The following is a 25,659-nucleotide window of genomic DNA, read 5'->3' on the forward strand; positions in this document are numbered from 1 at the left end:
TCCCATGCTGGCGTCCGTTCGTGCGGGCCGCCTTTGATGGGCAAGGTATCAGCGTCGCGGCGGAGCGCAACCCGGCGTGACGGCGGCATGTTCGAAGCCGAGCGGGTCGGGCAGGGGTACCGGTTCCCCCGCCGCCTCGATCGATAGCCCGGCACCTGCCGCGAAAGTACCGATGCGGACGGCGGCCAGTGGCGGCACGGTGCCGGGGGCGGCCGCGAACAGCAGCGCATAATCGTCGCCGGCAGTCGCCGCGGCCAGCTTGGCGGCGCGGTCTTCGCCGACGAAACGGCGGTAATCCGGCGACAATGGCACTGCGGCGAGATCGACCGTCACCGCCATCCCGCTGGCCGCCGCCATCCGCCCCGCATCGATCAGCAGCCCGTCGGAGACGTCCATCATCGCATGGACGATCGGGGCCAGCGTGCGGCCTTCCGCCAATAGCGGCTGCGGCCGGCGATAGGCGGCGAGCAGCAAGCGGGGACCCGGTTCGCCGCGCGCGATCCGCAATCCCGCGCCGGCATCGCCGATCGGGCCGACGACCCAAAGCGAATCGCCGGTCTGCGCGCCGCTACGGGGTGGGGCTGGCGAATCCTCGCCGATCGCGGTTAGGGTCAGGAACCGCGGCGCGCCAGCGGGTAGCGAGACGGTATCGCCGCCGATCAGCGGACAGGCGAAAGCCGCGATCGCGGCGGCAAGCCCGGCCAGGAACGCGCGGTCCCAAACATCGTCGGACAGGGGGTAGTTGAGCAGTATCCCCGTCGGTCGCGCGCCCTTGGCAGCCAGATCGGACAAGTTGGTCGCGACCAGCTTCCACGCGACATCGCCGGGGGGATCGCCGGGCAGGAAATGCACGCCCTCGACGATCGTATCGGTCGTCAGGACATGGTCGCCGAGCAAGGCGGTGTCGTCGAGCAGCCCGCGCGCCGCCGCATGAAGCGGCAGCGCGCGCAGCGACTCGAGGAACTCACGCTCGGTCACCGTTCGCGGATCACAATTCGCCGAGCAGATGCTCCGCGGAACTCACCTCGAACGCGCCGGGGGCCTCGACATTGAGTTCCTTGACCACGCCGTCCTCGACCAGCATCGAATACCGCTGACTGCGCGTGCCCAAGCCGAATTTCGAGCCGTCCATGGTCAGCCCCAGCGCCTCCGCGAAGCCGCCATTGCCGTCGGCCAGCATCGTGATGCCGTCCGCATCGTTCGCCTTGCTCCACGCGCCCATCACGAAGGCGTCGTTGACCGAAGTGCAGGCGATTTCATCGACGCCCTTCGCCTTCAAGGCGTCGGCGTTATTGATATAGCCCGGCAGGTGCTTCGCCGAGCAGGTCGGCGTGAACGCCCCCGGCACCGCGAAGAGTGCGACCGTACGGCCAGCGAAATAGTCCGCGGAGTCGACCGCATCGGGACCCTCGGAGGTCACCTTGAGCAGGGTTGCGGAGGGCAGGCGATCGCCTACGCTGATGGTCATTGGAAAGCTCCTCGGGTTCGGATGGCAACGCTTCGCCCATTCCGGCAATGCCGGGCGATTGGCAAGGGCAACGATCTATCGAAAACAAGACGTGCGGCGGTGCGCCGCCGTCGTCATATCGGCCGGGACGGGCAAAACGGATGATCGACCCGGAAGCGCCTCAGTTCTCGATGGCGGATAATATCGCGCGGCCATACGCTGTCTTGGCGAACAACCTTCCCCGCACCGCCGCCTGTTCGCGTGTTATGAAACCCTGGAGATACGCGATCTCTTCCAGGCATGCGATCTGGATACCCTGGCGATGCTGGATCGTGCGGACGAACTCCGAGGCTTCCAACAGCGAGTCATGCGTACCCGTATCGAGCCAGGCATAGCCGCGACCCATTTGCTCGACATGGAGTTCGCCGAGGTCGAGATAGCGGCGCGCCAGATCGACGATTTCCGTCTCTCCGCGCGACGACGGCGTAAGAGCGGCCGCGAAATCGCACACGCGGTGGTCGAAAACGTAAAACCCGGTCACAGCATAATTCGAGGGTGCCACGACGGGCTTTTCGACGATATCGATGACGCGACGTCGATCACCAAACGCGATGACCCCGTAGCGTTCCGGATCCTCCACCCGGTACGCGAAGACGGTCGCGCCGTAGGGCCGCATGACGGCGCGCCGCAACAGGTCGACCAGGCCGTTGCCGAAGAAGATGTTGTCGCCCAGCACCATGGCGACTTTGCCGCCAGCGATGAAATCGCGTCCAATCGTGAATGCCTGCGGTAATCCTTCGGGACGCGCCTGCTCCGCATATTCGATCGAAAGGCCCAGCGTCGATCCATCGCCGAATAGCGCGCGATACTGCGGCAGGAATTCGGGGGTGGAAATGATCAGGACCTCCCGAATCCCCGCCAGCATGAGCGTGGACAGCGGATAATAGACCATCGGCTTGTCGTAGACCGGCAGCAATTGCTTGTTCACGACGAGCGTCGCGGGGTGCAGCCTCGTGCCACTGCCCCCCGCCAGAATGATCCCCTTCATGTGGCGCTTCCCAGACCAAGCCGACGTGTCGCGTTTGCACCAACCAACGGCCGCCACCAGCGCTCGTTTTCCAGATACCAGCGGACCGTTCTTTCGATCCCGGTTTCGAAAGTCTCGTGCGGATGCCAACCGAGTTCGGTGTAGATCCGGTTCGGATCAATCGCGTAGCGCAGGTCGTGGCCGGGTCGGTCCTCGACGAAGCCGATCGCACCGGCATGAGGGCCACGATCTTCGCGCGGCCGTTCGCGGTCGAGAACGGCGCAAAGCGTCCGAACGACGTCGATATTGCGGCGCTCTGCCTCGCCCCCGATATTATATCGCCGTCCCGGCTCGCCGCGTTCGAACACGCAACGAAGCGCTCGAACATGGTCGTGGACATGTAACCAGTCGCGAATATTCTCGCCGCGCCCGTACACGGGAAGCGACTCGCCATTCAGCGCCCGTGCGATCGTCAGCGGAATCAGTTTTTCGGGAAATTGATGGGGGCCGTAATTGTTCGAGCAGTTGGTGAGAAGGATGGGTAGCGCGTAGGTATGCCCCCATGCGCTCACGAGGTGATCCGAACCGGCCTTGGACGCCGAATAAGGCGAGCGCGGATCATAAGGCGTCGCTTCGGTAAAGCGACCTGATGCTCCAAGCGAGCCATAGACCTCGTCGGTCGAGATATGGTGAAAGCGGAACGCATCGCGCCGCGTGCCCGGCAACGCGCGCCAATAGGCCAGCGTCTCGGCCAGCATCGTGTACGTCCCGACGAGATTGGTGCGAATGAAATCGCCCGGTTCGTCGATCGACCGATCGACGTGACTTTCCGCTGCAAGGTGCGTGACGATGTCGGGTCGGAACGCCGTCAGCGCGTCGCGTACCGCTGTCGCGTCGGCGATATCGCCCCGGACAAACCTGTATCGCGGATTGTCCGACACGGTCGCAAGCGTCGAGAGGCTGCCCGCATAGGTCAGCGAGTCGAAGACCAATATCTCGTAATCGCTCTCCGCGATGAGATACCGCACGAGAGCCGAGCCGATGAAGCCCGCACCGCCGGTGACGAATATACGCATGGGAAGCCTTTTGCGGGACGGTCCGTAGGCAGCGATAGTATCAATTGGTTAAAATCAGCCAATCCATGGACGCTTGCGTGCTTTGCGAGCGGCGGTAGGACGGCGGTGCTGGGTCGGCGACCCGTTGAGAGGCTTGTCGATGCCGCCGTTGCTGCAAATACCGTGGTTGGCCGCCGTTGCGGCGTTCGTTGTGACGGTAGCTCAGGGAGCGGAGCCGGTCTCCCCCAGTCAAATTACCCAGTTTGAATCGCTACGCGCCGTCGACCTGCGGCTGGCGACGATCGCCTATCGCCTGACCACCGCCAACGCTGCGCTATGCCGGGATTTGTCGCCGACACCTGGATGGGCAATCCAGTCTCTCGGCCAATATGCACCGGCATCGCGCGCGGCGGCCAGACAGGTGTTCGGCTTCGAGCGGCCCATCGCGGTCGAGGCGGTGGTGTCCGGGGGCCCGGCGGAAAAGGCCGGGATCAGGTCGAACGACTCGCTGGTGTCGGTCGACGGAGCCGCGTTGCCAAGCGGCGATCCGGTGGCGGGACCGGCCAACAGCATCACTCGCGATGTCGCGCTCGCATTGATCGCGGGGAAGCCCATAGATCGGCCGTTGGCGGTGGAACTGGTGCGTGGCGGGACCGCCCGCAAGGTCGCGATCGACGCGCCGGCCGGGTGCCGAAGCAATTTCGAAATCCTCCTGACCCCCGGCATGGACGCGTCGTCGGATGGTGTCGTCGTACAGATCGGCGTTCGTTTCTTCGAACGCTATGGGGATGAGGCCGTCGCCGCCATCGTCGCGCATGAATTGTCGCATACGATACTCCGGCACCGCCAGCGGCTCGACGCGGCGAAGGTCGATCGTGGGTTGTTCGCGGAACTGGGCCGCAACGGGCGCCTGTTCCGGGCAACCGAGGGGGCGGCCGATCAGTTGTCGGTCTCGCTCTTGTACAACGCAGGTTATGACCCGCTGAACGCCGTGCGTTTCTGGCGCGAGCATGGCGGCGATGTCGATGGCGGGCTGTTCCGTAGCCGGACCCATCCATCCGCGAATGCGCGGGCAGCGGCGATCGCGGACGAGGTCGCGCGGATCCCGGCGGGGGCACCGCGGCCTTATGTGCCGGCGGTGCTTGCCACGCGAGACCAGCCGCTCAACTGATCCGCCAGTCCCAGCCGAGCGGATCGCCGTCCATCACCTCCACGCCCACGCCGGCGAGATCGTCGCGGATCGCGTCCGACCGGGGGAAATCCCTTGCCGCGCGCGCTTCGCGGCGTTCGGCCAGACGGGCAGCGACCATCGCCTCGTCGATCGTCGCCGTCGCCGGGCGAACGCGCAGGTCCTCGCGGTGAAGGGTCGTCAGGTCGAGGCCGAGCACCGCGTCGAAATCGACGAGGGCGGCAATGCGATCGGCTGGCGCGATCCGCTTGTCGGCCAGCATCGCATCAAGCACGGGGAGTGACCGCGATGTGTTCAAATCATCCGACATCGCCGCGTCCAGCTGCTCGCGGTAGGACGAGGCGTCGGCGGCCGGTGGGGCAGGGGGGCGATCGCGCAGTGCCGTCACCGTCTGTACCAGACGCTTGAGCCGCGTCGTCGCCGCCGCCAGCCCGTCCCAGCTGAACTCCATCTCCGACCGATAATGTGCCTGAAGGCACATCAGCCGATACGCCAGCGGATGAAAGCCGCGATCCGTCAGGGTTTGCAGGATAATGGAACCGCCACCGGATTTCGACATCTTTCCCGTACGTTCGACGAGGAAGTTGTTGTGCATCCAGAAGGTCGCACCGGTATCGCCGCAGCCGCAATGGGCCTGGTTCTGAGCGATCTCGTTCGGGTGGTGGATCTCGCGGTGATCGATCCCGCCGGTATGAATATCGAACCGCGGCCCTAGATATTTCGCGCTCATGACCGAGCATTCGAGATGCCATCCCGGCGCGCCGCGACCCCATGGCGAGTCCCACTCCATCTGCCGATGCTCGTCCGGACCACTGTTGCGCCAGATCGCGAAATCCGCCGGATTGCGCTTGCCCGCGACCGGATCGATCCGGCTTTCGCCGTCGTCGGCGACCTGCCTGGCGAGCGATCCGTAGTTCGGGACGGTCGTCGTATCGAAATACAGGCCGTCGGGCAGGCGGTAGCAATGCTCGACCTCGATCGCTTTTCCCCAGGCGATCATCTCCGCGATGTGATCGGTCGCGAGGGGGAAGAGACTGGGGGGATGGATGTTGAGGTCGGTCAGATTTTGTTTGAAGGCTTTGGTATAGTATCGCGAGATATCCCAGATATCGCGCCCCGTCGCCTTGGCAGCCGCTTCCATCTTGTCGTCGCCGGCATCGGCGTCGGAGGTCAGGTGGCCGACGTCGGTGATGTTGACGATGTGCGTGACCGGCCACCCCTTCCATGTTAGCGTACGGGAAAGCGTATCGGTGAAAACATAGGCGCGCAGGTTGCCGATATGCGCATAGTTGTAGACCGTAGGACCGCACGAATAGACGCGGACGTCGGTGGGATCGATCGGCGCGAAGGTTTCCGGCGTCCGGGTCAGGCTGTTGTATAGAATGAGCGGTGCCGTGGTCATGGCTTGCCTTTAGCCGGGTGGCCGGTTTCTCGCAAAGAGCGCAAATCGCAGGCGGAGGGCGTCGTGCCTGCGACGCGCGCCGACGATCGGCGGGGGGCCTTCGTTCCAATGGAGCCACGGTCCTTGAAATCTCCGTCGCAGGCTGATAGGCCGCCGGAATACCGTCGCGAAGCGCTTCGCGGCGCCATAGCTATTACGCCGGAGTTTTACGGGTTTATGCAAATCATCGTCCGCGACAACAATGTCGACCAGGCCCTGCGCGCGCTGAAGAAGAAACTGCAGCGCGAGGGTGTGTATCGCGAGATGAAGCTGCGCCGCCATTATGAAAAGCCCAGCGAAAAGCGTGCGCGCGAACGGGCGGCGGCAGTCCGCCGCGCGCGCAAGATGGATCGCAAGCGCGCCGAGCGCGATGGTGCGCGGTAAGACCATGATGTCCGGCTCGGCTCGACCGAGCGCGTTGCCGTAAATATCGTCGAACACGAAGCGGGGGCGGTGTTGGCTGCCACGCAGCGAGGCTACCGATCATGTCGACCGTCACCGCCGTTCCGCTTCGTGCGACCAAGCGGAGTTACCTGATCTATTTGTGGGCCGGCGTGGTTTTGGCCTGCCTCGCTGCGTTCGCGCTGGCGCGGCAGGGCGACGACTTTCTTATGCGCAATTCACGTGCGAGCGGTATCGTGACGACTGCGACGGGGTTGGAATACAAGATCGTTACGCCCGGTCAGCCCGGCGCCCCTCGCCCGACCGATACCGATGTCGCACTCGTGAACTATGAAGGCAAGTTGCTCGACGGCAAGACCTTCGACAAGTCGCAGCAGCCGACGCCGATGCCTGTCGGCAGCGTCGTTCCAGGCTTTTCCGAAGCGCTGAAATTGATGCAGAAGGGCGCGAAATATCGCGTCTGGATCCCGTCCAAGCTGGGATACGGCGCAGCGGGTGCCGGGCCGATCCCGGCGAATGCGACTTTGATGTTCGACATCGAGCTAGTCGATTTCCTCCCGGCGAGCGTCGTCCAGCAGATGCAGGCGCGCGCCGCAATGGCTCGGGGCAATGGTCTCGGCGCTTCGGGACCGGGGATGCAAATGCCGCCGGGCGCGGGCTCTCCGCCGCAGTGATTTGCCGTTGGCTTGGCCTCCTCGCGCCAAGCTTTCGCCGAGATTTTACGTCAGCAGACTGTCTATGCCAGCAGATCGTCTGTGTTCGGCGCGTTAGTCGGTGTAGCACATTCGCGATGCGCTTCACGAAGGCGTCCTAGTCCTGGTTCACGCGATCCGCCGAGCTATGAACAAAAAAATAGCGGCCCGAAGACCGCTATTTCTCTAACGATATCATCAGCTCAGTTGCTGGACGACTTATCGTTGTTCGTCGCGACAACCACGACACCGGCGATAACGCCTGCCGCCGCGATCAAAGCGATAATCAAGCCGGTACCAGCAAGCTTGTTCTTGTGCGACACCGACGTGCCGGCACGAGCCGGTGCCGAGATCGAGAGGCTAGCCGCCGGGTTTGCCGGAGCGGCCATTGCCGGAGCAACCGCCATCGTAGCGACTGCAGCAGCCATGAAATAGTTTCCGAGACGCATATCGAACTCCCTCTTCGTTCGTCGATGAATGCCCTGGCATCGAATACGGACCAAAGCAATCATCAAACGGACCCAGCGTAAAAGCGTTTCACGCTGTTGCGGCGCTGCAACATTTAGCCACCACGATCGTCCTTTATCATTCAGAAAATTGAGCGATAGTTTATAATTAGCCGACCAAGGAGATTTTCGGCGACGCAGCGGTCAGCCGGTCTGCAGACGCCATGAATCGTTCCCCTGGAGACCGACGGCGCTCAGCCGCCCGGTCGCATAGGCCCCGGTATCGACGCCGATGCGGCGCGCGCTTATCTCGATATCGTCTGCGATGGTATGACCGTGGACAATGATCTTCTCGAGCGAGTGGGGATGATCCAGAAAGACATCGCGGATCCACCGGAGGTCGGCCTTTCGCTGGTCGGCCAACGGACGATCAGGACGGACGCCGGCATGAACAAAGGCGTAATCGCCAATTTCGATCAGGTCTTCGAAACCTGCGAGGAATGACCGATGATCGGCGGGGACAACCGATCGCAACGTGGCACATAGCTCGTCGTGATCGGACCGCTCATACGCCTCAGGCGTGACGCCATAGCTAAGCACGGTCTCGCGACCGCCGATCCGGCAGAACAAACGCACAGCCTTTTCGTCCCCGTCGATCGATCCCAGAAAAATTTCCTCATGATTACCCAAAATAAAGCGGGTGGTCGGCCGATCCGCCTTGAGGGCGATCAATCGGTCGATCACCGCCGCCGATTCGGGACCGCGGTCGATCACATCGCCAAGGAAGATAAGGGTGGTTCGCGCCGGGCCGCGCGCATGGTCATCGATGTCGATCTTGCCGAGCAATTGATCGAGAAGGTCGAGGCAACCGTGAATATCGCCGATCGCGTAAACCCGCTCGCCCGCTGGAATCGACCCAGGTGCCTTCGACGGTTTAACCCGCGTTTTGAACATTTTGCGAAGCATGATTGGTGCGGTTCCGGAAGGGCCGCGAATATAGGCACGCGCCGCGCGGTCGGCAACGGCAGATGCAACGGTCAGCTGGCGAGCCGAAGCGACTGCGGGGCAATGCTACGTGTCGGTTGATCGGGCCAGATGCCGCGCGTGTCCAACACCGCCTTGTCGACCCGCTCCGCCAGAGGAACCGATCGGAAGAGATCGTGATCGACCAGCACGACCATTCCGGCACAGGTTTCGATCGCTTCATCGATGTCGATCAGCGTCGCGTCGCGGGCGACGAGCGCGGGGGGCAGCGTGTCCGCATAAGGTTCGACGATTCGAACCCGCCGACCGAATCGGGCGGCAAGTGCAGTCGCGACCTTCAGTGCAGGGCTTTCACGGAAATCGTCGATGTTCGCCTTGAACGCCAGGCCGAGGCACGCGACCGGCGCGCCGTTCGGCAACAAGTCGATCATCGCTGCGGCCTGGGCGATCACATGATCGGTCTTGCCGTCGTTCACTTCGCGGGCGGTGCGGATCAACGGGGTGTTCGCCGGGTCGGCATGAACCAGAAACCATGGATCGACCGCGATGCAATGCCCGCCGACGCCGGGGCCGGGCGACAGGATGTTAACGCGCGGATGCCGATTGGCGAGGCGTATCACTTCCCAGACATCGACGCCCATCGTGTCCGCGACCAGGCTGAGCTCGTTCGCGAAGGCGATGTTGACGTCCCGGAACGCGTTCTCGGTCAGCTTCGTCATCTCGGCGGCGCGCGCAGTCGTCGTGACGCACGCGCCGCGAACGAAACGGCGATAGAAAGTGAGCGCCTTGCGCGCGCATCGTGGCGTGATTCCACCGATGACGCGATCGTTGTCGATCAACTCGACGAGGATCCGGCCGGGCAGGACGCGTTCGGGGCAATAGGCGATGGCGATATCCGCCTGCTCGCCCGCCCCCGGTGCTCTCAGGTGGCCGGGAACGCGCAGATCGGGCCGAAGTTTGGCGATCAGATCGCGAACCTGTTCGGTCGTACCGACGGGCGAGGTCGACTCGAGGATGATGGTGTCGCCGGCCTTCAATACGGTCGCGATCGTCGTCGCGGCCTTCAGGACATAGCCGATATTGGGCGCGTGATCGTCCGCGAACGGGGTCGGTACCGCGATGACGAAGACATCGGCCAGCGCGATCTGCATCGACGCACGCAGCGAACCGCGCGCGACGACGCCGGACACGAGTCCGTCGAGATCGACTTCCTCGATATGCACCTTGCCCGAGTTGATCGTGTCGACGACGCTTTGCGTCACATCCACGCCGAGCACGCTGGCCCCCGTCCGCGCGATCACTGCCGCCGTTGGCAGGCCGATATAGCCAAGGCCCAGAACGACGACTTTCAGTTCCGAGTCCGATATCATCGCGCCATCCTGTCATTTATGATGCGGGCGATTCGTGCGCTCGCCCGGCCGTCGCCGAACGGGTTGTGCGCACGCGCCATCCGCGCATGAGCGGCATTGTCGTCGAGAAGCGTAAAGACTTCCGAAACGATGCGATCCGGGTCGGTGCCGACGAGACGTGCGGTGCCCGCTGCGATCCCTTCGGGCCGCTCGGTCGTTTCGCGCATCACCAACACGGGCTTGCCGAGCGACGGTGCCTCTTCCTGCACGCCCCCCGAATCCGTGAGCGCAAGGTCACACATGCCCAGCGCGCGGATGAAATGCGGATAATCGAGCGGTGCGATCCGCGCGACATTGGCGCGTTCGCCTAGTATCGCGTCCATGACCGCGCCGACATTGGGGTTGGGATGCATTGGAAATATCACCGCGACATCGTCCCGGTCCGCGATCCGCCCGATCGCGCGCGCGATGCCTGCCATGCCGTCGCCGAAATTCTCGCGGCGGTGCGTCGTGACCAGGACTATGCGCTTGTCCGCGAACCGTTTGGCGACCGGGTCCAGTTCCGCGGCGAGCGCGGGCACTGCCGCGATTCGTTCGCGAGTCCAGAGCAGCGCGTCGATGACCGTATTGCCCGTGACATGGACGCCTGCGGTCACGTTCTCACGCGCCAGCGCGGTCGCGGCGGTATCGGTCGGCGCGAAGTGCAGGTCGGCGATCGGCGCGACGATCCGCCGGTTCACCTCCTCGGGCCAGGGGTGGTAGATATCGCCGGAGCGCAGCCCCGCCTCGACATGAGCAACAGGGATCTTGCGGTAATAGGCGGCGAGAGCACCCGTCATTGCGGTCGCCGTGTCGCCTTGCACGATCACCCGGTCGGGCCTGTGCGCGTCCATAACCTCGCCTAGCCCGGTCAGCAGCCGCGCGGTCAGCCGGTCGAGCGTCTGCCCCGGTTCCATCAGGTCGAGGTCGACGTCCGGTACGATCCCCGCGATCGCGAGCACTTGATCGAGCAGCCCGCGGTGCTGCGCGGTCACGCACGTTACGACCTGCATTCCGCCCGCGGCCTGTAGCGCGCGGACGACCGGGAACAGCTTGATCGCTTCGGGCCGCGTGCCGAATATGAGCAGGACCTTGGGCGGCGACGGGGGGGCGTGGTCGGTCATCGCGCGAATACTAGCCGCGGCGACGTTAAACTCACGCTAACCCGCCTGGATGCAACCCGATTGCCGGGTCGTCCGGCGGCGGTTAGGACTTCGTGTTGAACGGGAGCAGGGTGTCGAATGGTGAAGCGGGTGCGCAAGGCGGTGTTTCCGGTGGCGGGGCTTGGAACGCGGTTCCTGCCCGCGACCAAGGCGATGCCCAAGGAAATGCTGACCGTGGTCGACAAGCCTTTGATCCAATATGCGGTCGAGGAGGCGATAGAGGCGGGGATCGAGCAGATCATCTTCGTCACCGGCCGCGGCAAGTCCGCGATCGAGGACCATTTCGACATATCCTATGAACTGGAAGCCACGATGAAGGCGCGCGGCAAGTCGCTCGACCTCATCGCCGGCATTCGCCAGCGTCCGGGTTCGCCCGTTTATATTCGCCAGCAAGAGCCGCTCGGGCTCGGCCACGCGGTCTGGTGCGCGAGAGACGTCGTCGGCGACGAACCGTTCGCGGTGTTGCTTCCCGACGAGCTGATGGTCGGCGAACCCGGTTTCCTGTCGCAGATGATCGAGGCATATGGCCGCGTCGGCGGCAACGTCATCGGCGCGCTTGAGGTTTCGGAAACCGAGACCGATAAATACGGCATCATCGCACCCGGCAAACGCGACGGCCGTTTGACGGAAGTCGTCGCTTTGGTGGAAAAGCCTTCAAGGGGTTCGGCCCCGTCGAACCTGATGATCCCCGGCCGCTACATCCTGCAGCCCGAGGTCATGCGGATACTCGAGCGTGGCGACGCCGGCGCGGGCGGCGAAATCCAGCTGACGGATGCGATGGCAAAGCTGATCGGTACGCAGCCCTTCCACGGGTTCACCTTCAACGGCCAACGCTATGATTGCGGCGACAAGGCGGGGTATATCCAGGCAAATCTGGCGCTGGCGCTGGCACGTGAAGATATCGGTGGCGCGGTACGGAAGTTTGCCCGGAATCTGCTTGATTGAGGCGACGGCTCAGAAGGCGTTCCGGTGCAGCAGCACCCGCGCGGTCAGGAAGATGATCTTCATATCCCGCCAGATCGACCATTTTTCAAGATATTCCAGGTCCGCCTGAAGCCGATTGCGCAAATCGTCCTCCAGGACCGTGGCACCGCGAAACCCGCGGATCTGCGCAAGACCCGTCAGACCGGGCTTGGTTGCGTGGCGGTCCCAGTAACGGTGGTCGACTTCCCAGAACAGCTTGTCCGCGGCACGCGATCCGAGCGCATGCGGGCGGGGGCCGACGATGCTCATCTCGCCGCGAAGTACGTTGAGAAGCTGAGGCAACTCGTCGATGCTCGTGCGGCGAATGAATGCACCGCAGCGGGTGATCCGGTCGTCATCGCGCGCGGTCGATCGGCCTCCATGGTGATCGCCGCTCTTGTCGCGCATGCTACGGAATTTCAGCATCTGGAACATCTGGTTTCCGCGGCCGATCCGGACCTGCCGGAAAAATACCGGGCCGGCGCTGTCGAGCTTCACCCATAAAGCGGTACCTATGAGGATCGGCGACGTGAGCAGAAGACCGATCAGCGCTACGACGACGTCGAACAGGCGCTTGACGCTCCTGTCGAAGAGGTTGAGCGGACCGGTGGCGACGATTACCGAGGGATTGGCGCGATCCGGACCGAGCCCGAGCGGATTGAGCGTCGCCAGTTCGGGAATCGCAATCTCGCCCTGGATATTGGCACCGCGCAACAGCCGTGCCCACGCCTCCCGCCGGTCGGCGGGGCAGCATACCACGACACGGTCTGCTGGTGCGAGCGCGGTGGCGAGCCGATCGTACATGACCGGATCATGATGGTCCGGATCGAGATCGGCTCCCGCGGTCATCACCAGCGAATAGCGACCCGGCGGTACGGGCTGATCGCGATCGTTTATCAGGACGACGCTGAATGGATTGCCGCCGATGATCGCAACCATGTGTCGCGCGAACGAATACCGTGCGACGGCGATCAGCAGGAGCGCGAAGACCGAACCGACCGCGATCGTCAGCCGCTGGAACGTGTCGCTGCTCCTGGAATAGAAGGCGATAAGGATCAGAAATGCAACGGAAGAAAGGAACGCTTGCGCGCCGCGCCGAACCGACCGGAACGGATCCTGCATTTCGCCGGACGCATAGGCGCGAAAGTTGAGCGCTACGACGATATATATCGGCAGCAGCACCAGCGCGAAGATCAGCCAGTTCGTGTCGACGAGGAACGAGCGACGAAAGCTGGCGGCCGCAGCGAAGCCGGCGAGGATCGCGGCGACATCGAATATCAACTGGTAAGTGTAGGCCCTGATCCGCAGCGTCGAGCTACTCGGCCGCCAAACCGTTCGCCGGTTCCGCCGTGACCGTACCGTCGCCGGCTGATGGACGACCGGCGCGTCGCGATCGGAAGCAATGGGATCGTCGCCCTGAAGCCCGTCGGCCATGTCAATCATACTCGCATGGCGTCGTTCGCCGGTTTCGGATCGTGGCGGCCATATTATAATCTCGTGACGGTATAATTTTCAAATCCGCGCTCAATGCTCGCGGCAAGAACGGCACCCCGGGTCTTTCGGCAAGCGAATTGTTCGGAAACGCAGAGACAGCAGGTCGGTCAGAAAAAGCTTGCCCGCCGGATCGGTGCCGAAAGGGTAGACCGCGCGTAGCACTTCCAGCGCGGCCAGGCCGCCGATGACGCCGCTGACGGGACCGAGGATGCCATCCTCGGCGCAGCTCGTCTCCGCCGCATCGGGGGCGTCGCCGACGAAGCAGCGATAGCAGGGCAAATTCGGTTCCCAGCCGCGATAGACGCCCAATTGCCCCTCGAACTGCCCGACCGCGGCGGAGATCAGCGGGATGCGCGCGACGAGGGCGGCATCGGCCACCGCGAAGCGAGTCGCGAAATTGTCGCAGCCATCGAGAACGACATCCGCACCCGCGATCATCGCGGCGGCGTTGGCGCGATCGATACGCACCGATCGTGCTTCCACGACCACATGCGGGTTCAGTCGGTGCGCCGCTTCCGCGGCGGCATCCACCTTCGAACGGCCGGTGTCGTCGCTCGTGAAGATCGTCTGCCGCTGGAGGTTGGACGGTTCGACCCGATCGTCGTCGATCAGGATCAAACGGCCGATCCCGGCAGCAGCGAGATACTGGATCGCAGGCGATCCGATCCCGCCTGCGCCGACGATTACGACCGTCGCGGACTTGAACCGCGCCTGGCCCGCGCCGCCGACTTCTTTCAGAACGATGTGGCGGGCGTAGCGTTCGAGTTCGGCGTCCGCCAGCGCGATCGGAGCGGCAGTCACGGGTCCCAAGCGAAGATCAGTCGCGTCCTGTACCAGCGATCGCCGACGCTGGCCGGCAGATCGACATTGTCGCGCGCGCCACTGAAGACGAGACCGGCAGCATATTGTTCGACGGTCGGGCAATGGATCGCGCGGGGGACGACACGGCGTATCGCGCCGTCCGCGCTCGCCAGCACCGCGATATCGACCGGCAGCGTCCAGCCCGCCGGGGTGCGCGTTGCCGAAGCGCACCGACCCCGCAACACCTCCTGGTGCACATAGGCGGACATCGCCGCCGTCGGATCCGCCGGTCGGCGCAAGGCCAGCTGGGGAAGCGCGGACCAGTCCTGCGGCGGCAGCGCCTCCTGGGGCGCACGTTCGGGCATTGCGACGGCGAGCGTGAACGGCAGGAGAAACGTCATCATCGTCCGGTCGATCCGAAGCCGTCGGCACCGCGTTCCGTATCGTCCAACATTGCGACCGCGTCGAGCGTCGCGCGCTGGACGGAGGCTGGGACGAGTTGGGCAATGCGGTCGCCGCGCGCGATCACGAAGGGTTCGCTACCCAGATTGGCCAGAATAACCTTTATCTCGCCGCGATAGTCGCTGTCGATCGTGCCTGGGGTATTGAGACAGGTGATGCCGTGCTTCAGCGCCAGCCCGGACCGGGGGCGGACTTGCACCTCATATCCTTCCGGAATCGCGATCGCGAAACCGCTCGCGACGGCAGCGCGTGCGCCGGGTGCGAGCGTCAGCGTTTCGGCAGCCACGATGTCCATGCCGGCGGCCCCGGCGGTTGCATAGGCGGGGAGGGGCAAGCCGGCACCATGCGGCAGGCGGCGAAGCGCGATCCGGATCGGGGTCATGACGGCTCCAGCGCGGCTGCGATTCGATCGGCGAGCAGGACCGCGATGTCCGACTTGGCCGCGGCCGGCCATTCCTCGACGCCGTTCGCGGTCACCAGGCGGACGTGGTTTGCATCCGCGCCGAAGACGCCCGCGGAAACGTCGTTGGCGACGATCCAGTCGGCATCCTTGCGCGTCCGTTTCGCGACGGCATTCGCGACGACATTCTCGGTCTCGGCCGCGAAGCCGACGAGGAGGGCCGGGCGCTGCGGACTTTTTGCGACGATCGCGAGGATGTCAGGGTTCTCGATAAGCGTCAGTGCGGGCGGTGCGCCGACCTTCTTCACTTTCTGCGTCACCGCCTCGACTCGCCAGTCGGCGACGGCGGCGACCATGACCGCGATGTGGGCGGGTAGCGCGGCGGTGACCGCCGCCGCCATCTCGCACGCGCTTTCGACGTCGATCCGGTCGACGCCCGCGGGAGTGGGCAGATCGACCGGCCCCGCCACGAGCGTCACGCGGGTGCCCAGCGCGGCGAGCGCGGCTGCGACGGCAAAACCCTGACGGCCCGAGGAGCGATTGGCGATGTACCGGACCGGGTCGATCGGTTCGTGCGTCGGGCCGGCGGTGACGATCGCATGACGGCCGGCGAGCTTTCCGATCGTTTCGAGCGAAGCGCGGGAGAGGGCCGAGTCGATCGCTTCAACGATCACCGCGGGTTCCGGCAGCCGCCCGGGCCCGTATTCGCCGCACGCCATCGCGCCCTCGTCGGGTTCAAGCACGGTGATCCCATCGGCTCGCAGCCGCGCGACGTTGCGCTTCGTCGCGGCGTGTCGCCACATCCGTACGTTCATCGCAGGTGCCGCGAGGACGGGCTTGTCGGTCGCCAGCAGCACAGTCGTCGCCAGATCATTCGCCTGGCCGCCCGCCATACGTGCCAGCAAATCCGCGGTCGCCGGAACGACGACGACGAGATCGGCTTCGCGGCTCAGTTGGATGTGTCCCATCTCGGCCTCATCCTTCAGGTCCCACAGGCTGGTATGGACGTGCTCCTCGCTCAGCGCGGCGAGTGTCATCGGCGTGATGAAATGGCTGCCCCCCTCGGTCAGTACGCACCGTACCGCGTGGCCGCGCTTCTTCAGCAGGCGGATCACCTCGCACGCCTTGTACGCCGCAATGCCGCCGCCGACGATGAGAAGGATGCGCTTCACCGAACGATCCTCTTCACCGTGACCCGCCTCTTGTCGAGCGCGGCGGTGAACAGGTCGCGCAAACCGTCCGGCGCGAATGCCAGGCCGACGAGGATCGTCGGCGCGGCGATCAGCCCCCAATAGAATGTGTCCGTACGTCCGAAAATGCCGAGGATGGCTGCATACGCCGCAAACAGTGCGAGCGCGCGAAGCGCCAGCGCTTCGTTCCAGGCGCTCCAGCCGAACAGCGCGAGGCCGACCAGCGGCGCGGCCAGCCATATCGGCGCGATGCCGAGTACGGTCAGGATCGACATGGTGCGCACGAAATGGCCGAACCCCAAAAGTCCCAGCCAGCCGGGCGAACTCGGGTCGAGTGGTCGGACGACGCGCGCGACAGCGTCCGCATGCAGTGTCAGCGCAATCGCGAGGATTGCCATCGTCACGAACCAAAGCAACGCCTCACGCCGCTGCCCCTCCAGCAGGGCCAGACCGGCCATGATCGCCAGATATGGCGCGGCGGTCTCGCGGATCAGGACCGCGACCAGGCCGAGCGACACCGATTCGACCCAGCGTCCGCGCTGCCGCATCGCGAGGCTGAGCGCGACGAACAATCCTGCCCAGATTTCATGGAAATAGGAAAGATCCGCTTGCGCGTACACAACCAGTCCGCCCGCGAGCAGCGCCATCGCGATGATTAGCGGCGGTCCACGTGCGAAGGCCGGCTTCAGCCTCTGCCACCACGCGATCGCCACCAGCGCGACCAGAAGATATAGTAGCAGCGGCATCGCCCATGGCGGCAGGATCGCCAACGCCATCGCCAGCGTCGGCAGGCGGAACGTGACGAAAGGTTTCAGGGGATAGTCGCCGTGGCGAAGCGCCTCTGCGGCGACGGTGTAGTAGTTGCCGCCGTGGCGGACGCCATCGACGATCGTTTCGTACAGTATCACATCCGCTTGATCCTGCGCGCGTTTGGCGGGGTCGTGGCTGGCGGGCGGCGGGCCCGGGGTCCCGAGGGCCAGGAAGCAGGCGAGGATGAGGGCGGTCAGAAGGACGAGAGCGAGACGGGCGGCGCGAGTCGGCAGCTCGGCGTAGCGCGAGGGTCGGGACAGCCAAAGGGGGGCTAGGGGGCGGCGGATCATCGTCATGCCCCTCACCGCACCGCGAGCCAGACCATGAGCGCGCCCATAGCCGCCGCAAGCACCGCGACCGCTGCATAGCGCCAGCCACCGCCAAGCCGAACGATCTGCACTTCGCGCAGCGGCGGGCTGGGCGGTGCGCCCTCGGGTGCGGGAAATTGCGCCTCGATCCGGCGGACCAGATCGGGCAGCCGCGACAGCGTGCGGAAATCGTTGATGAGCCGATCCGCCAGCGCCGCCTCCGGCCCGAGTTCGTCGCGCAGCCAGCCGCGAACGAACGGTGCCGCGGTGTCCCACATATTGATATCGGGATCGAGCGCGGTCGCGACCCCCTCCACCATCACCATCGTCTTCTGCAGCAGCAGCAGATGCGGCTGTGTCGCCATGTCGAAATCGCGCGTGATCGAGAACAGCCCCTCCAGCATCATGCCGATCGACATGTCCTTGACCGGCAGCCCGCGCATCGGTTCGCCGACCGCGCGGAGCGCGGTCGCGAACTCGGCCACATTATGGTGCGCCGGGACATAGCCCGCCTCGAAATGGATCTCCGCGACCCGTTTGTAGTTGCCGGTGATGAGCCCGTAGAGGATTTCCGCCAGCCACACCCGCGCGCGCCGGTCGATCCGACCCATGATTCCGAAATCGATCGCCGCAATGCGGTTGCCGGGCAGGGCGAACAGATTGCCCTGATGCATGTCGGCGTGGAAGAAGCCTTCCGCGATCGCCTGGCGCAAAAACGCGCCGACCAACGTATCCGCCAGCTTGCGCGTATCGTATCCCGCTGCGATCAGCGCGTCGCGGTTCGACAGCTTGATGCCGTCGATCCACTCCAGCGTCATGACCTTCGTCGCGGATCGTTGCCAATCGATAGCCGGAACGACGTAATCCGGTTCGGCGGTCATCGCCTCGGCGAGTTCGGATGCGGACGCCGCCTCGCGCCGCAGGTTCAGTTCGCGCAGCGTCCAGCGTTTGAACGTCTCGATCACCAGCCGCGGACGAAGCCGCATCGCCTCGCCGCCCATTCCTTCGATCTGCGCCGCGGCCCATTCATAAGTCGCGATCGCGCGGACGAAATCGTCCTCGACACCGGGGCGAAGCACTTTCACCGCGACCTGGCGGCCGTCGGTGGTGATCGCGCGGTGGACTTGCGCGATCGATGCTGCACCCACGGGGATTTGATCGAACCGGGTGAAGAATTTGGCGATCGGAGCACCGAGCCCGGCCTCGACCGCAGCCTCGATCGCGGCGAACGGCACGGGGGGCAGCGCATCCTGCAACCGCATCAGGTCGTGCGCCGCCTGTTCGCCGACGAGATCGGGGCGAGTCGCCAATGTCTGGCCGAGCTTGATCGCGGCTGGGCCGATCGCTTGGAACGCATCGGCGTAGCGCGGCACTTTTGGCACCCGCGCGCCGGTCCGCGCGATCCGTGCGATCCGTCGCACGGCGGTCGGCGTGTTCGGATCACGCTCGATCCCCGTCAGCGCGCCGTGCCGCGCGAGGATGCGGCCCCATTTCAGGAGCCGCCAGAGGTGGGTGGCGGAGGTGGTCATCCCGCCGCGGACCCCCGCATCAAATCTTCCAGCCGCTGTGGATCGCCACCAGCCCGCCAAGCATCGGCTCGACGTTCGTCCGTACGAACCCCGCCTCGCCGATCATCGCGCGGAAGGTCGGCATATCGGGGAAGCGCCGGATCGACTCGATCAAATAGCGATAGCTATCCGCATCCTGCGCGAGCAGTTGGCCAAGCTTCGGGACGAGGCGGTGCGAATAGGCATCGTAGATGTCCCTGAACCCCGGCCACAACGTCGTCGAAAATTCGAGGCAGAAGAACCGCCCGCCCCGGCGCAGCACGCGGTGCGCCTCGCCCAGGGCGGCAGGGATGTCGGTCACGTTCCGGATGCCGAACGCGATCGTATACGCATCGAAGAACTTGTCCGGGAACGTCAGCGTTTCCGCATTGGCTTCCGACCAGACGAGCCCGTCGATGCCGCGCTTCTGCGCACGCTCCATCCCGACTTCCAGCATCGCGGGATTGATGTCCGCCACCGTCACCGCGGCGCCGGATCTCGCCAAACGGAACGCGATATCGCCGGTGCCGCCCGCCATATCGAGGACCTGCTCACCGGCGCGCGGAGCCACCCGGCGGACGAAGCGATCCTTCCATAGTCGATGCATACCGCCCGACATCGCATCGTTCATCAAATCATAGCTGCCCGCCACGCTGGTGAAGACGCCGCCCACGCGTGCGGTCTTGTCGGTGGCGGGGATGTCTTCGTAACCGAAGGAGACGGTATCGTTCATACCCCGCGCTCTAGCCGCGGCTTGTGGCGCGGGCAAACGCAACCTAGCTGGCGGGGAGGATGCCCGAACTCCCCGAAGTGGAAACCACCGTTCGCGGGCTGGCACCCGTACTCGAGGGCCAGTGCCTGACGCGCGTAGAACCGCGACGAGCGGACCTGCGAAAGGCGATTCCCGTCGATCTGCGACAGCGGCTGACGGGTGCGGTCGTGACCCGGCTTCATCGGCGCGCGAAATACGGCCTCGTCGATACCGATCGCGGCGATACGATGGTCTTCCATCTTGGCATGTCGGGGCGTTGGCGGGTCGATCCGAGCGAGATACTGACGCACGATCATTTGCTGCTGGAGACGGCCGCGCGCCGAACGCTGGCACTGAACGATCCGCGGCGGTTCGGTTTTCTCGATTTGTGGAAGACCGAGTCGATCGATGCCTATCCCCCCTTCGTCGCGATGGGCCCCGAGCCGCTGGGGCCGGCCTTAACCGCGGACTATCTGGCGGTGGCGGTCGCGGGTCGTGCCGCACCGATCAAGGCGATGCTGCTCGACCAGCGAATCGTCGCTGGCCTTGGCAATATCTATGTCTGCGAAGCGCTGAACCTCGCCAGGATCGCGCCGAATCGGGCGGCCGGTCGGATCGCGTTGTATCGGCTGGAAAACCTCGTCGAGGCGATCCGTGCGGTGCTGGTCGCTGCCATCGCCGCCGGCGGCTCGACGTTACGAGACTATGCGCGACCTGATGGCGAGCTAGGCTATTTTTCCAAGCAGTGGCGGGTCTATGGTCGCGAGGGGGAAGCATGCAATTGCGGCGCGATCGTCCGCCGCCGGGCCGAGCATGGCCGATCCACCTTCTGGTGCCCGCGGTGCCAGCGCGATTGACGATTCGCTCTATGCGCAGTAGTGACCGCCGCTTCGCGGGCGTAGGACTATTCCGACGCCCCTTTTTATCGACCCGAGATTCCAAGAGGACTTCATGGCGAACACGCCGCAGGCGAAAAAGCGTATCCGTCGCAACGAGCGTCGCGCGGAAGTGAACGGCAATCGCGTTGGCCGCATCCGGACCTTCGTGAAGCGTGTGGAAGCCGCGCTCGCGTCGGGTGACAAGGCGGCCGCGACCACCGCATTGGCGGCGGTGCAGCCCGAGTTGCAGCGCGGCGTGTCCAAGGGCGTACTCCACAAGAACACCGCGAGCCGAAAGTTCGCGCGCCTGACGAAGGCGCTGACCGGGCTCGCCTGAGCCGCGGCCCTTCACCGGTTTAAAAACGCCCGTCGGGACCATCGTCTCGGCGGGCTTTTTGCTGTCGAAATGGGTCGAGAATGTTCCACGGGTACCGCGCTGCGGCAACTGGCTTGATTGCGCGATTCGCGTGTCATCGGGGGCGAGGAAGACGTGAAAAACGCCTGCGAACAGTGATTTATGAGATAATCGACGGGAATGCGCGGCTGGTGGCGAGTCAATCGGAATATTTCGGATTTGTGACTTGCTCGACTCGCCCGCTGGTCCATAACCGAGGCTCTGACGGAGCGACGCGTTCGCTGCCTCACGAAGCATTTGAATGACGAAGGTCGGACGTTCCGGCCTGGGGAAAGCCGTGTCATTGGTATCGGACGGGCCGGCGGATCGACCGCGCGGCCCGAGCGAAGAGGTGTGCGTGGTCGGTTTGCAGGGTTTTGGGACGACAATGGGCGAGGCCGAACGGGCCTGGGCACGCGTGCGTCAGAACCTGCGCGAGTCGGCAGGCGCGCGATTGTTCGACCAATGGCTGAAGCCAATCACGCTGGTGGCGCATGACGACCCCGATACGGTCCGGCTCGCGCTGCCGTCCGCGTTTGTCACCAACTGGGTGCGAAGCCATTACGCCGACCGGCTGACGCTGGAATTCAAGGCGCTCATGCCGCGCGTTCGCAGCGTGTCGATCGAGACGCGCGCGGCGGGCGACGCACCGGTCACGATTGCCGCGCCAGTCGCCGATCCCTCCCCTGCAACGGTCGCGGACGCACCGCGCGCGACGGCGGCGGAGCGGCCGTCGCTCGATCCGCGCTTCACGTTCGACCGGTTCGTGGTCGATTCGTCGAACATGGTGGCGTTCAACGCGGCGCGGGCGCTGGCCGAACCCGGCGCGCCGCGGTTCAGTCCGTTGTTCCTCCATGCCGGCACGGGGCAGGGCAAGACGCACCTGATGCACGCGATCGGCCATGCCTATCTGGCACGGCACCCGCAGGCGCACGTCATCTGCATGTCCGCCGAGCGCTTCATGTACGACTTCGTCCAGGCGATGCGCGCGCGCGATACCTTCGCGTTCAAGCAAAGGTTGCGCGGGGCGGACCTGTTGCTGATCGACGACCTGCAATTCATCGCCGGCAAGGATTCCACACAGGAGGAATTCTTCCACACGATCAACGAGGTCATGGGCGCGAACAAGCGGCTGGTGATCTCCGCCGATCGCTGTCCGCAGGCGCTGGACGGGGTGGAAGCGCGGATCGTCGGGCGGATGGCCGCCGGGCTGGTCGCGGACATCAAGGCCCCCGCGCTGCCGCTGCGCCGCGCGATCCTCGACCGCAAGCTGATAGACGTGCCGGGCGCGCGGGTACCCCCCGATGTGCTCGACCTGCTCGCGCACCGGATCCATGCCAATATCCGCGAGCTGGAAGGCGCGCTGAACCGCGTCATCGCCTATGCGCAGCTGACGGGTCAGGCGATCGACATGGATTTCGCGGTCGCGACGCTGGGCGATGTGCTGCGCGGTGCCCAGCGTCGGGTGACGATCGACGAGATCCAGAAGCTGGTGTCGCAGCATTTCGAACTGAAGCCGCTCGACCTGGTGTCCGCCCGCCGCGCGCGCGCGGTGGCCCGGCCGCGGCAGATCGCGATGTATCTGGCGAAACGCCTGACGACGCGGTCGCTGCCCGAGATCGGACGCAAATTCGGGGGGCGGGATCATTCGACCGTGATCCACGCGGTCAAGCGGATCGAGGAATTGCGCGATACGGACCGGGATGTGGACGATGCGGTTCGGGTGTTGATGCGGGAACTGGAAGGGTAGGGTTCCTTAGGACCCACCATCAATCTTGCCCTCCGCGGCCTTAGCCGGGGAGGGGCTCAAGGCTCAGACCTGCAACCCCACCGCAGCCTGTGCCGCGCGCAACGTCGGCCCGCTCAGCGCCCGCGCCTTCGCGGCACCGTCCTCCAGCGCCTGCGACACCGCGCCACGGTCGGCGAGCAACGCGGTCATCCGGTCGCGGATCGGAGACAATGTCGCGACCGCGAGATCGGCAAGCGCCGGCTTGAACGCGCCGAACCCCTTGCCCGCGAACTCGCCCAGCACCGCGTCCACGCTGGTGTCCGCCAGCGCCGCATAGATCGTCGCCAGGTTGCGCGCCTCCGCTCGCCCCTCCAGACCGTCGGCCGTCTCCGGCAGCGGTTCCGGGTCGGTCTTCGCCTTGCGCAATTTCTGCGCGATCAGGTCGTCGTCATCGATCAGATTGATCCGCGACGCGTCGGACGGATCGCTCTTCGACATCTTCGCCGCACCGTCGCGCAGGCTCATGATCCGGGGCGCAGCCTTGCTGACCAGCGGTTCGGGCAGCGTGAACAGATCGACCGCGAAATCGGTATTGAACTTCGTCGCGATGTCGCGTGCGAGTTCCAGATGCTGTTTCTGATCGTCACCGACGGGGACATGCGTCGCCTGATAAGCAAGCATGTCCGCGGCCTGCAAGACCGGATAGGCAAACAGCCCGACGCTCGCGCCCTCGCGGTTCTTGCCGGCCTTGTCCTTCCACTGCGTCATCCGGTTCAGCCAGCCGATCCGCGCGGTGCCGTTCAATATCCATGCGAGTTCGCTATGCGCCGGCACGCGCGCCTGATTGAACAGGATCGACCGCGCCGGGTCGATTCCGCAGGCGAGCAATGTCGCCGCCATCTCGATCGTGTTCGCCGCCAGTTCGCCGGCGACGACCGGCTGCGTCAGCGCGTGGAGATCGGCGAGGAAGAACAGGCATTGATCGCCGGCAGCCATCGAATCCTGCAACGCCACCCACTGCCGTATCGCTCCCAGATAATTGCCGAGATGCAGATTGCCCGTCGGCTGGATGCCCGAGACGACGCGCTTGTTGGGGGAGGTCATGCGGTTTGCGCCCTGCGTTGGAGGATGGCCCTGACATCGGCGACACCGAAGGCGCCGGTGACGAAACAGGCGAGCGCATAGACCGCCGCACCGCTGCCGACGAGAACGACCAGCGCCGACCCGCGCCTGACGAGCGAGCGGGTGAGATAGGGATCGACCCACGGCGTCACGACGACCAGCGCCGCGCCCATCACCAGCGCCGCCACCGCCAGCCGCGGCGCGCGCCGGCGCAATTGGTCGTCGACCGCGAAATGCCCGCGCTGGCGTAGCGTCCGGTACAGCATCGCGACGTTGACCGTGGAGGCGATCGCGGTCGCGAGCGGTGGTCCGACATGGCCATAGCCGAAATGGCCGAGGGTGGGGATCAGGATGAGATTGCCGATCAGGTTCACCCCCACCGAATATACCGCCAGCCGCAGCGGCGTCCTGGTATCGGCACGGGCGTAGAAGCCGGGGGTGAGGACCTTCACCAGCACATAGGAGGGCAGCCCGATCGAAAACGCGCTGAGCGCCCAGGCGCAGGCGACGCTGTCCGCGGCGCTGAACGCCCCGTGCTGAAACAGCCCGCGCACGATCGGTTCGCTGGCGAAGATGAAGGCGGCGGTGGCCGGCAGGGTCAGAAACAGCGCGAGTTCCATGCCGCGATTCTGCAACTTCATCGCTTCTGCGTCCTTGCCCGAACTTAGCAGGCGGGAGACGACGGGGAGCAGCACGGTTCCGAGACCGATCCCGATCATCCCGAGCGGTAATTGGTTCAGCCGATCGGCATAATAGATGAACGAGATCGACCCGGCGGACAGGAGGTAGCCAGCGAGCGCGGTCGAAATGGCGAGATTGATCTGTGCCGCCCCCGCGCCGGCCGCGGCGGGAACGATGAGCTTCATCAGTCGGCGCACATCGTCGTCCATCCGTGGCCGGCGCAGCTTCAGGCTCGCGCCCGACCGGTGGCAGGCGAACATCAGCCAGCCGAGCTGCAACACCCCGCCGACCGTCACCGAAATCGCCTGCGCACGCGCGGTCTGGTAGGCGTCGTGGCCGTGGAAGAACCACAAGGCGGCGATCATCGCGATGTTGAGCAGTACGGGCGCGGCGGCGTTGACCCAGAACTTCTGCAGCGAATTCAGAATACCGCCGAGCAGCGATGCCAGCGAGATCAGCATCAAATAGGGGATGGTGAAGCGCGACAACGTGACCGCGAAGGCGAACTGCGCCGGCGTCGGGTGCTGACGGTGGAATCCGCCCGACAACCCCCAGGTCAACGGCCATGCCGCCACGATCATCGCGATCGTCAAGACCAGCAGCACCGGGAACAGCACCGCGAGCGTCCGCCCGGCGAAATCCAGCCCGGCGTCAAGATCGTCGTCCGGCCCGACCTTGCGGTTGAACATCGGAATGAACGCCGCCGAAAACGCACCTTCCGCGAATAGCGCGCGAAACATGTTGGGCAGGCGGAATGCGACGAAGAACGCGTCCGACGCGAAACCCGCCCCGACATAGGTCGCCTGCAAGGTATCGCGGACGAGCGCGAGTATCCGGCTGACGAGCGTCAGCCCGCCGACCGATCCAAGCGCCTTGGCGAGGTTCATGCCCGCCC

General features: G+C 65.0%; 26 protein-coding genes. 7 read left to right on the forward strand and 19 right to left on the reverse strand.

What is annotated here, in order from left to right; translation table 11 throughout:
* Positions 1-48: 48 nt before the first annotated feature.
* The 4 genes from thiL to rfbB all read right to left on the reverse strand — a co-directional run bounded on the left by thiL (position 49) and on the right by rfbB (position 3,550).
* Positions 49-978, reverse strand: a complete 930-nt coding sequence (gene thiL / locus HUU99_RS00380; RefSeq protein ID WP_174284587.1) for a thiamine-phosphate kinase — start codon at positions 976-978, stop codon at positions 49-51.
* Between the two features lie 10 nt (positions 979-988).
* The gene (locus HUU99_RS00385) at positions 989-1,468 is read right to left on the reverse strand and encodes a peroxiredoxin (RefSeq protein ID WP_174284588.1); all 480 of its coding nucleotides are present in this window, start codon (positions 1,466-1,468) and stop codon (positions 989-991) included.
* Between the two features lie 160 nt (positions 1,469-1,628).
* A complete protein-coding gene (gene rfbA / locus HUU99_RS00390) occupies positions 1,629-2,495 on the reverse strand; it encodes a glucose-1-phosphate thymidylyltransferase RfbA (RefSeq protein WP_174284589.1) in 867 nt (288 codons plus the stop codon).
* Positions 2,492-3,550, reverse strand: a complete 1,059-nt coding sequence (gene rfbB / locus HUU99_RS00395; RefSeq protein ID WP_174284590.1) for a dTDP-glucose 4,6-dehydratase — start codon at positions 3,548-3,550, stop codon at positions 2,492-2,494. Before rfbB ends, rfbA begins: the two co-directional genes overlap by 4 nt.
* 190 nt (positions 3,551-3,740) lie before the next feature.
* Here rfbB and HUU99_RS00400 point away from each other — a divergent pair, with 190 nt between their 5' ends.
* Entirely contained in the window at positions 3,741-4,700 is a 960-nt protein-coding gene (locus HUU99_RS00400) for a M48 family metallopeptidase (RefSeq protein ID WP_254602832.1), read from the forward strand.
* On the opposite strand, the gene cysS is transcribed toward HUU99_RS00400, so the two are convergent.
* Positions 4,693-6,120, reverse strand: a complete 1,428-nt coding sequence (cysS, locus tag HUU99_RS00405; protein ID WP_174284591.1) for a cysteine--tRNA ligase — start codon at positions 6,118-6,120, stop codon at positions 4,693-4,695. The two genes, HUU99_RS00400 and cysS, sit on opposite strands and share 8 nt — an antisense overlap.
* 216 nt (positions 6,121-6,336) lie before the next feature.
* Between cysS and rpsU the strand changes: the two genes are divergently transcribed.
* On the forward strand, positions 6,337-6,543 hold the full coding sequence (gene rpsU / locus HUU99_RS00410) for a 30S ribosomal protein S21 (protein WP_088331195.1): 207 nt from the start codon (positions 6,337-6,339) through the stop codon (positions 6,541-6,543).
* Between the two features lie 101 nt (positions 6,544-6,644).
* On the forward strand, positions 6,645-7,235 hold the full coding sequence (locus HUU99_RS00415; RefSeq protein ID WP_174284592.1) for an FKBP-type peptidyl-prolyl cis-trans isomerase: 591 nt from the start codon (positions 6,645-6,647) through the stop codon (positions 7,233-7,235).
* A 221-nt stretch (positions 7,236-7,456) separates the two neighbouring features.
* Here HUU99_RS00415 and HUU99_RS00420 read toward each other — a convergent pair whose 3' ends face one another.
* The 4 genes from HUU99_RS00420 to wecB form a co-directional block, all read right to left on the reverse strand.
* Entirely contained in the window at positions 7,457-7,702 is a 246-nt protein-coding gene (locus HUU99_RS00420; protein ID WP_254602833.1) for a hypothetical protein, read from the reverse strand.
* Between the two features lie 201 nt (positions 7,703-7,903).
* Positions 7,904-8,665: a metallophosphoesterase family protein gene (locus HUU99_RS00425; RefSeq protein ID WP_174284593.1), complete on the reverse strand. Its 762-nt coding sequence runs from the start codon at positions 8,663-8,665 to the stop codon at positions 7,904-7,906.
* Between the two features lie 71 nt (positions 8,666-8,736).
* Positions 8,737-10,053, reverse strand: coding sequence for a UDP-N-acetyl-D-mannosamine dehydrogenase (gene wecC / locus HUU99_RS00430; protein ID WP_174284594.1), 1,317 nt, complete (start codon positions 10,051-10,053; stop codon positions 8,737-8,739).
* The gene (gene wecB, locus HUU99_RS00435) at positions 10,050-11,195 is read right to left on the reverse strand and encodes a non-hydrolyzing UDP-N-acetylglucosamine 2-epimerase (RefSeq protein ID WP_174284595.1); all 1,146 of its coding nucleotides are present in this window, start codon (positions 11,193-11,195) and stop codon (positions 10,050-10,052) included. The genes wecC and wecB overlap by 4 nt, the downstream gene beginning before the upstream one ends.
* 117 nt (positions 11,196-11,312) lie before the next feature.
* On the opposite strand from wecB, the gene galU reads away from it, so the two are divergent.
* Positions 11,313-12,179: a UTP--glucose-1-phosphate uridylyltransferase GalU gene (gene galU / locus HUU99_RS00440; RefSeq protein WP_174284596.1), complete on the forward strand. Its 867-nt coding sequence runs from the start codon at positions 11,313-11,315 to the stop codon at positions 12,177-12,179.
* Between the two features lie 9 nt (positions 12,180-12,188).
* Here galU and HUU99_RS15445 read toward each other — a convergent pair whose 3' ends face one another.
* From HUU99_RS15445 to HUU99_RS00475, 8 genes are all read right to left on the reverse strand, one after another.
* Positions 12,189-13,631, reverse strand: coding sequence for a sugar transferase (locus tag HUU99_RS15445; RefSeq protein ID WP_254602834.1), 1,443 nt, complete (start codon positions 13,629-13,631; stop codon positions 12,189-12,191).
* A gap of 90 nt (positions 13,632-13,721) precedes the next feature.
* The gene (locus HUU99_RS00450) at positions 13,722-14,477 is read right to left on the reverse strand and encodes a HesA/MoeB/ThiF family protein (protein WP_174284734.1); all 756 of its coding nucleotides are present in this window, start codon (positions 14,475-14,477) and stop codon (positions 13,722-13,724) included.
* 11 nt (positions 14,478-14,488) lie between these two features.
* Positions 14,489-14,896, reverse strand: coding sequence for a hypothetical protein (locus HUU99_RS00455; protein WP_174284597.1), 408 nt, complete (start codon positions 14,894-14,896; stop codon positions 14,489-14,491).
* Complete coding sequence (dut, locus tag HUU99_RS00460; protein ID WP_174284598.1) at positions 14,893-15,336, reverse strand: dUTP diphosphatase; 444 nt, start codon at positions 15,334-15,336, stop codon at positions 14,893-14,895. Before dut ends, HUU99_RS00455 begins: the two co-directional genes overlap by 4 nt.
* A complete protein-coding gene (gene coaBC, locus HUU99_RS00465; protein WP_217430724.1) occupies positions 15,333-16,526 on the reverse strand; it encodes a bifunctional phosphopantothenoylcysteine decarboxylase/phosphopantothenate--cysteine ligase CoaBC in 1,194 nt (397 codons plus the stop codon). Before coaBC ends, dut begins: the two co-directional genes overlap by 4 nt.
* Positions 16,523-17,644 (reverse strand): hypothetical protein, encoded by a 1,122-nt coding sequence (locus HUU99_RS15345; protein WP_217430725.1) that lies wholly within the window; start codon positions 17,642-17,644, stop codon positions 16,523-16,525. The genes coaBC and HUU99_RS15345 overlap by 4 nt, the downstream gene beginning before the upstream one ends.
* A gap of 11 nt (positions 17,645-17,655) precedes the next feature.
* Complete coding sequence (ubiB, locus tag HUU99_RS00470) at positions 17,656-19,191, reverse strand: 2-polyprenylphenol 6-hydroxylase (protein WP_174284600.1); 1,536 nt, start codon at positions 19,189-19,191, stop codon at positions 17,656-17,658.
* 19 nt (positions 19,192-19,210) lie between these two features.
* Positions 19,211-19,942 carry a class I SAM-dependent methyltransferase gene (locus HUU99_RS00475; protein WP_174284601.1) on the reverse strand — a complete coding sequence of 244 codons (732 nt, stop codon included), beginning with the start codon at positions 19,940-19,942 and terminating at the stop codon, positions 19,211-19,213.
* 59 nt (positions 19,943-20,001) lie between these two features.
* Between HUU99_RS00475 and mutM the strand changes: the two genes are divergently transcribed.
* The 3 genes from mutM (at position 20,002) to dnaA (ending at position 22,982) form a co-directional block, all read left to right on the forward strand.
* Positions 20,002-20,817 (forward strand): bifunctional DNA-formamidopyrimidine glycosylase/DNA-(apurinic or apyrimidinic site) lyase, encoded by an 816-nt coding sequence (mutM, locus tag HUU99_RS00480; RefSeq protein WP_174284602.1) that lies wholly within the window; start codon positions 20,002-20,004, stop codon positions 20,815-20,817.
* Between the two features lie 94 nt (positions 20,818-20,911).
* The gene (gene rpsT, locus HUU99_RS00485) at positions 20,912-21,175 is read left to right on the forward strand and encodes a 30S ribosomal protein S20 (RefSeq protein ID WP_174284603.1); all 264 of its coding nucleotides are present in this window, start codon (positions 20,912-20,914) and stop codon (positions 21,173-21,175) included.
* 445 nt (positions 21,176-21,620) lie between these two features.
* Positions 21,621-22,982 carry a chromosomal replication initiator protein DnaA gene (gene dnaA, locus HUU99_RS00490; RefSeq protein WP_174284735.1) on the forward strand — a complete coding sequence of 454 codons (1,362 nt, stop codon included), beginning with the start codon at positions 21,621-21,623 and terminating at the stop codon, positions 22,980-22,982.
* 63 nt (positions 22,983-23,045) lie between these two features.
* On the opposite strand, the gene trpS is transcribed toward dnaA, so the two are convergent.
* Positions 23,046-24,065 (reverse strand): tryptophan--tRNA ligase, encoded by a 1,020-nt coding sequence (gene trpS / locus HUU99_RS00495; RefSeq protein ID WP_174284604.1) that lies wholly within the window; start codon positions 24,063-24,065, stop codon positions 23,046-23,048.
* On the reverse strand, positions 24,062-25,651 hold the full coding sequence (murJ, locus tag HUU99_RS00500) for a murein biosynthesis integral membrane protein MurJ (protein ID WP_174284605.1): 1,590 nt from the start codon (positions 25,649-25,651) through the stop codon (positions 24,062-24,064). The genes trpS and murJ overlap by 4 nt, the downstream gene beginning before the upstream one ends.
* Between the last annotated feature and the right edge of the window lie 8 nt (positions 25,652-25,659).

It is taken from the genome of Sphingomonas bacterium, assembly GCF_903642285.1.
GTDB lineage: Bacteria > Pseudomonadota > Alphaproteobacteria > Sphingomonadales > Sphingomonadaceae > Sphingomonas.

What these genes read in the sequence shown, in the direction of transcription:
- HUU99_RS00385 (WP_174284588.1), bottom strand. Translation starts at nt 1,468, where the DNA reads ATGACCATCAGCGTAGGCGATCGCCTGCCCTCCGCAACCCTGCTCAAG.
- rfbA (WP_174284589.1), bottom strand. Translation starts at nt 2,495, where the DNA reads ATGAAGGGGATCATTCTGGCGGGGGGCAGTGGCACGAGGCTGCACCCC.
- rfbB (WP_174284590.1), bottom strand. Translation starts at nt 3,550, where the DNA reads ATGCGTATATTCGTCACCGGCGGTGCGGGCTTCATCGGCTCGGCTCTC.
- cysS (WP_174284591.1), bottom strand. Translation starts at nt 6,120, where the DNA reads ATGACCACGGCACCGCTCATTCTATACAACAGCCTGACCCGGACGCCG.
- rpsU (WP_088331195.1), top strand. Translation starts at nt 6,337, where the DNA reads ATGCAAATCATCGTCCGCGACAACAATGTCGACCAGGCCCTGCGCGCG.
- HUU99_RS00415 (WP_174284592.1), top strand. Translation starts at nt 6,645, where the DNA reads ATGTCGACCGTCACCGCCGTTCCGCTTCGTGCGACCAAGCGGAGTTAC.
- HUU99_RS00420 (WP_254602833.1), bottom strand. Translation starts at nt 7,702, where the DNA reads ATGCGTCTCGGAAACTATTTCATGGCTGCTGCAGTCGCTACGATGGCG.
- HUU99_RS00425 (WP_174284593.1), bottom strand. Translation starts at nt 8,665, where the DNA reads ATGCTTCGCAAAATGTTCAAAACGCGGGTTAAACCGTCGAAGGCACCT.
- wecC (WP_174284594.1), bottom strand. Translation starts at nt 10,053, where the DNA reads ATGATATCGGACTCGGAACTGAAAGTCGTCGTTCTGGGCCTTGGCTAT.
- wecB (WP_174284595.1), bottom strand. Translation starts at nt 11,195, where the DNA reads ATGACCGACCACGCCCCCCCGTCGCCGCCCAAGGTCCTGCTCATATTC.
- galU (WP_174284596.1), top strand. Translation starts at nt 11,313, where the DNA reads ATGGTGAAGCGGGTGCGCAAGGCGGTGTTTCCGGTGGCGGGGCTTGGA.
- HUU99_RS15445 (WP_254602834.1), bottom strand. Translation starts at nt 13,631, where the DNA reads ATGGCCGACGGGCTTCAGGGCGACGATCCCATTGCTTCCGATCGCGAC.
- HUU99_RS00455 (WP_174284597.1), bottom strand. Translation starts at nt 14,896, where the DNA reads ATGATGACGTTTCTCCTGCCGTTCACGCTCGCCGTCGCAATGCCCGAA.
- dut (WP_174284598.1), bottom strand. Translation starts at nt 15,336, where the DNA reads ATGACCCCGATCCGGATCGCGCTTCGCCGCCTGCCGCATGGTGCCGGC.
- HUU99_RS15345 (WP_217430725.1), bottom strand. Translation starts at nt 17,644, where the DNA reads ATGATCCGCCGCCCCCTAGCCCCCCTTTGGCTGTCCCGACCCTCGCGC.
- ubiB (WP_174284600.1), bottom strand. Translation starts at nt 19,191, where the DNA reads ATGACCACCTCCGCCACCCACCTCTGGCGGCTCCTGAAATGGGGCCGC.
- HUU99_RS00475 (WP_174284601.1), bottom strand. Translation starts at nt 19,942, where the DNA reads ATGAACGATACCGTCTCCTTCGGTTACGAAGACATCCCCGCCACCGAC.
- mutM (WP_174284602.1), top strand. Translation starts at nt 20,002, where the DNA reads ATGCCCGAACTCCCCGAAGTGGAAACCACCGTTCGCGGGCTGGCACCC.
- rpsT (WP_174284603.1), top strand. Translation starts at nt 20,912, where the DNA reads ATGGCGAACACGCCGCAGGCGAAAAAGCGTATCCGTCGCAACGAGCGT.
- dnaA (WP_174284735.1), top strand. Translation starts at nt 21,621, where the DNA reads ATGGGCGAGGCCGAACGGGCCTGGGCACGCGTGCGTCAGAACCTGCGC.
- trpS (WP_174284604.1), bottom strand. Translation starts at nt 24,065, where the DNA reads ATGACCTCCCCCAACAAGCGCGTCGTCTCGGGCATCCAGCCGACGGGC.
- murJ (WP_174284605.1), bottom strand. Translation starts at nt 25,651, where the DNA reads ATGAACCTCGCCAAGGCGCTTGGATCGGTCGGCGGGCTGACGCTCGTC.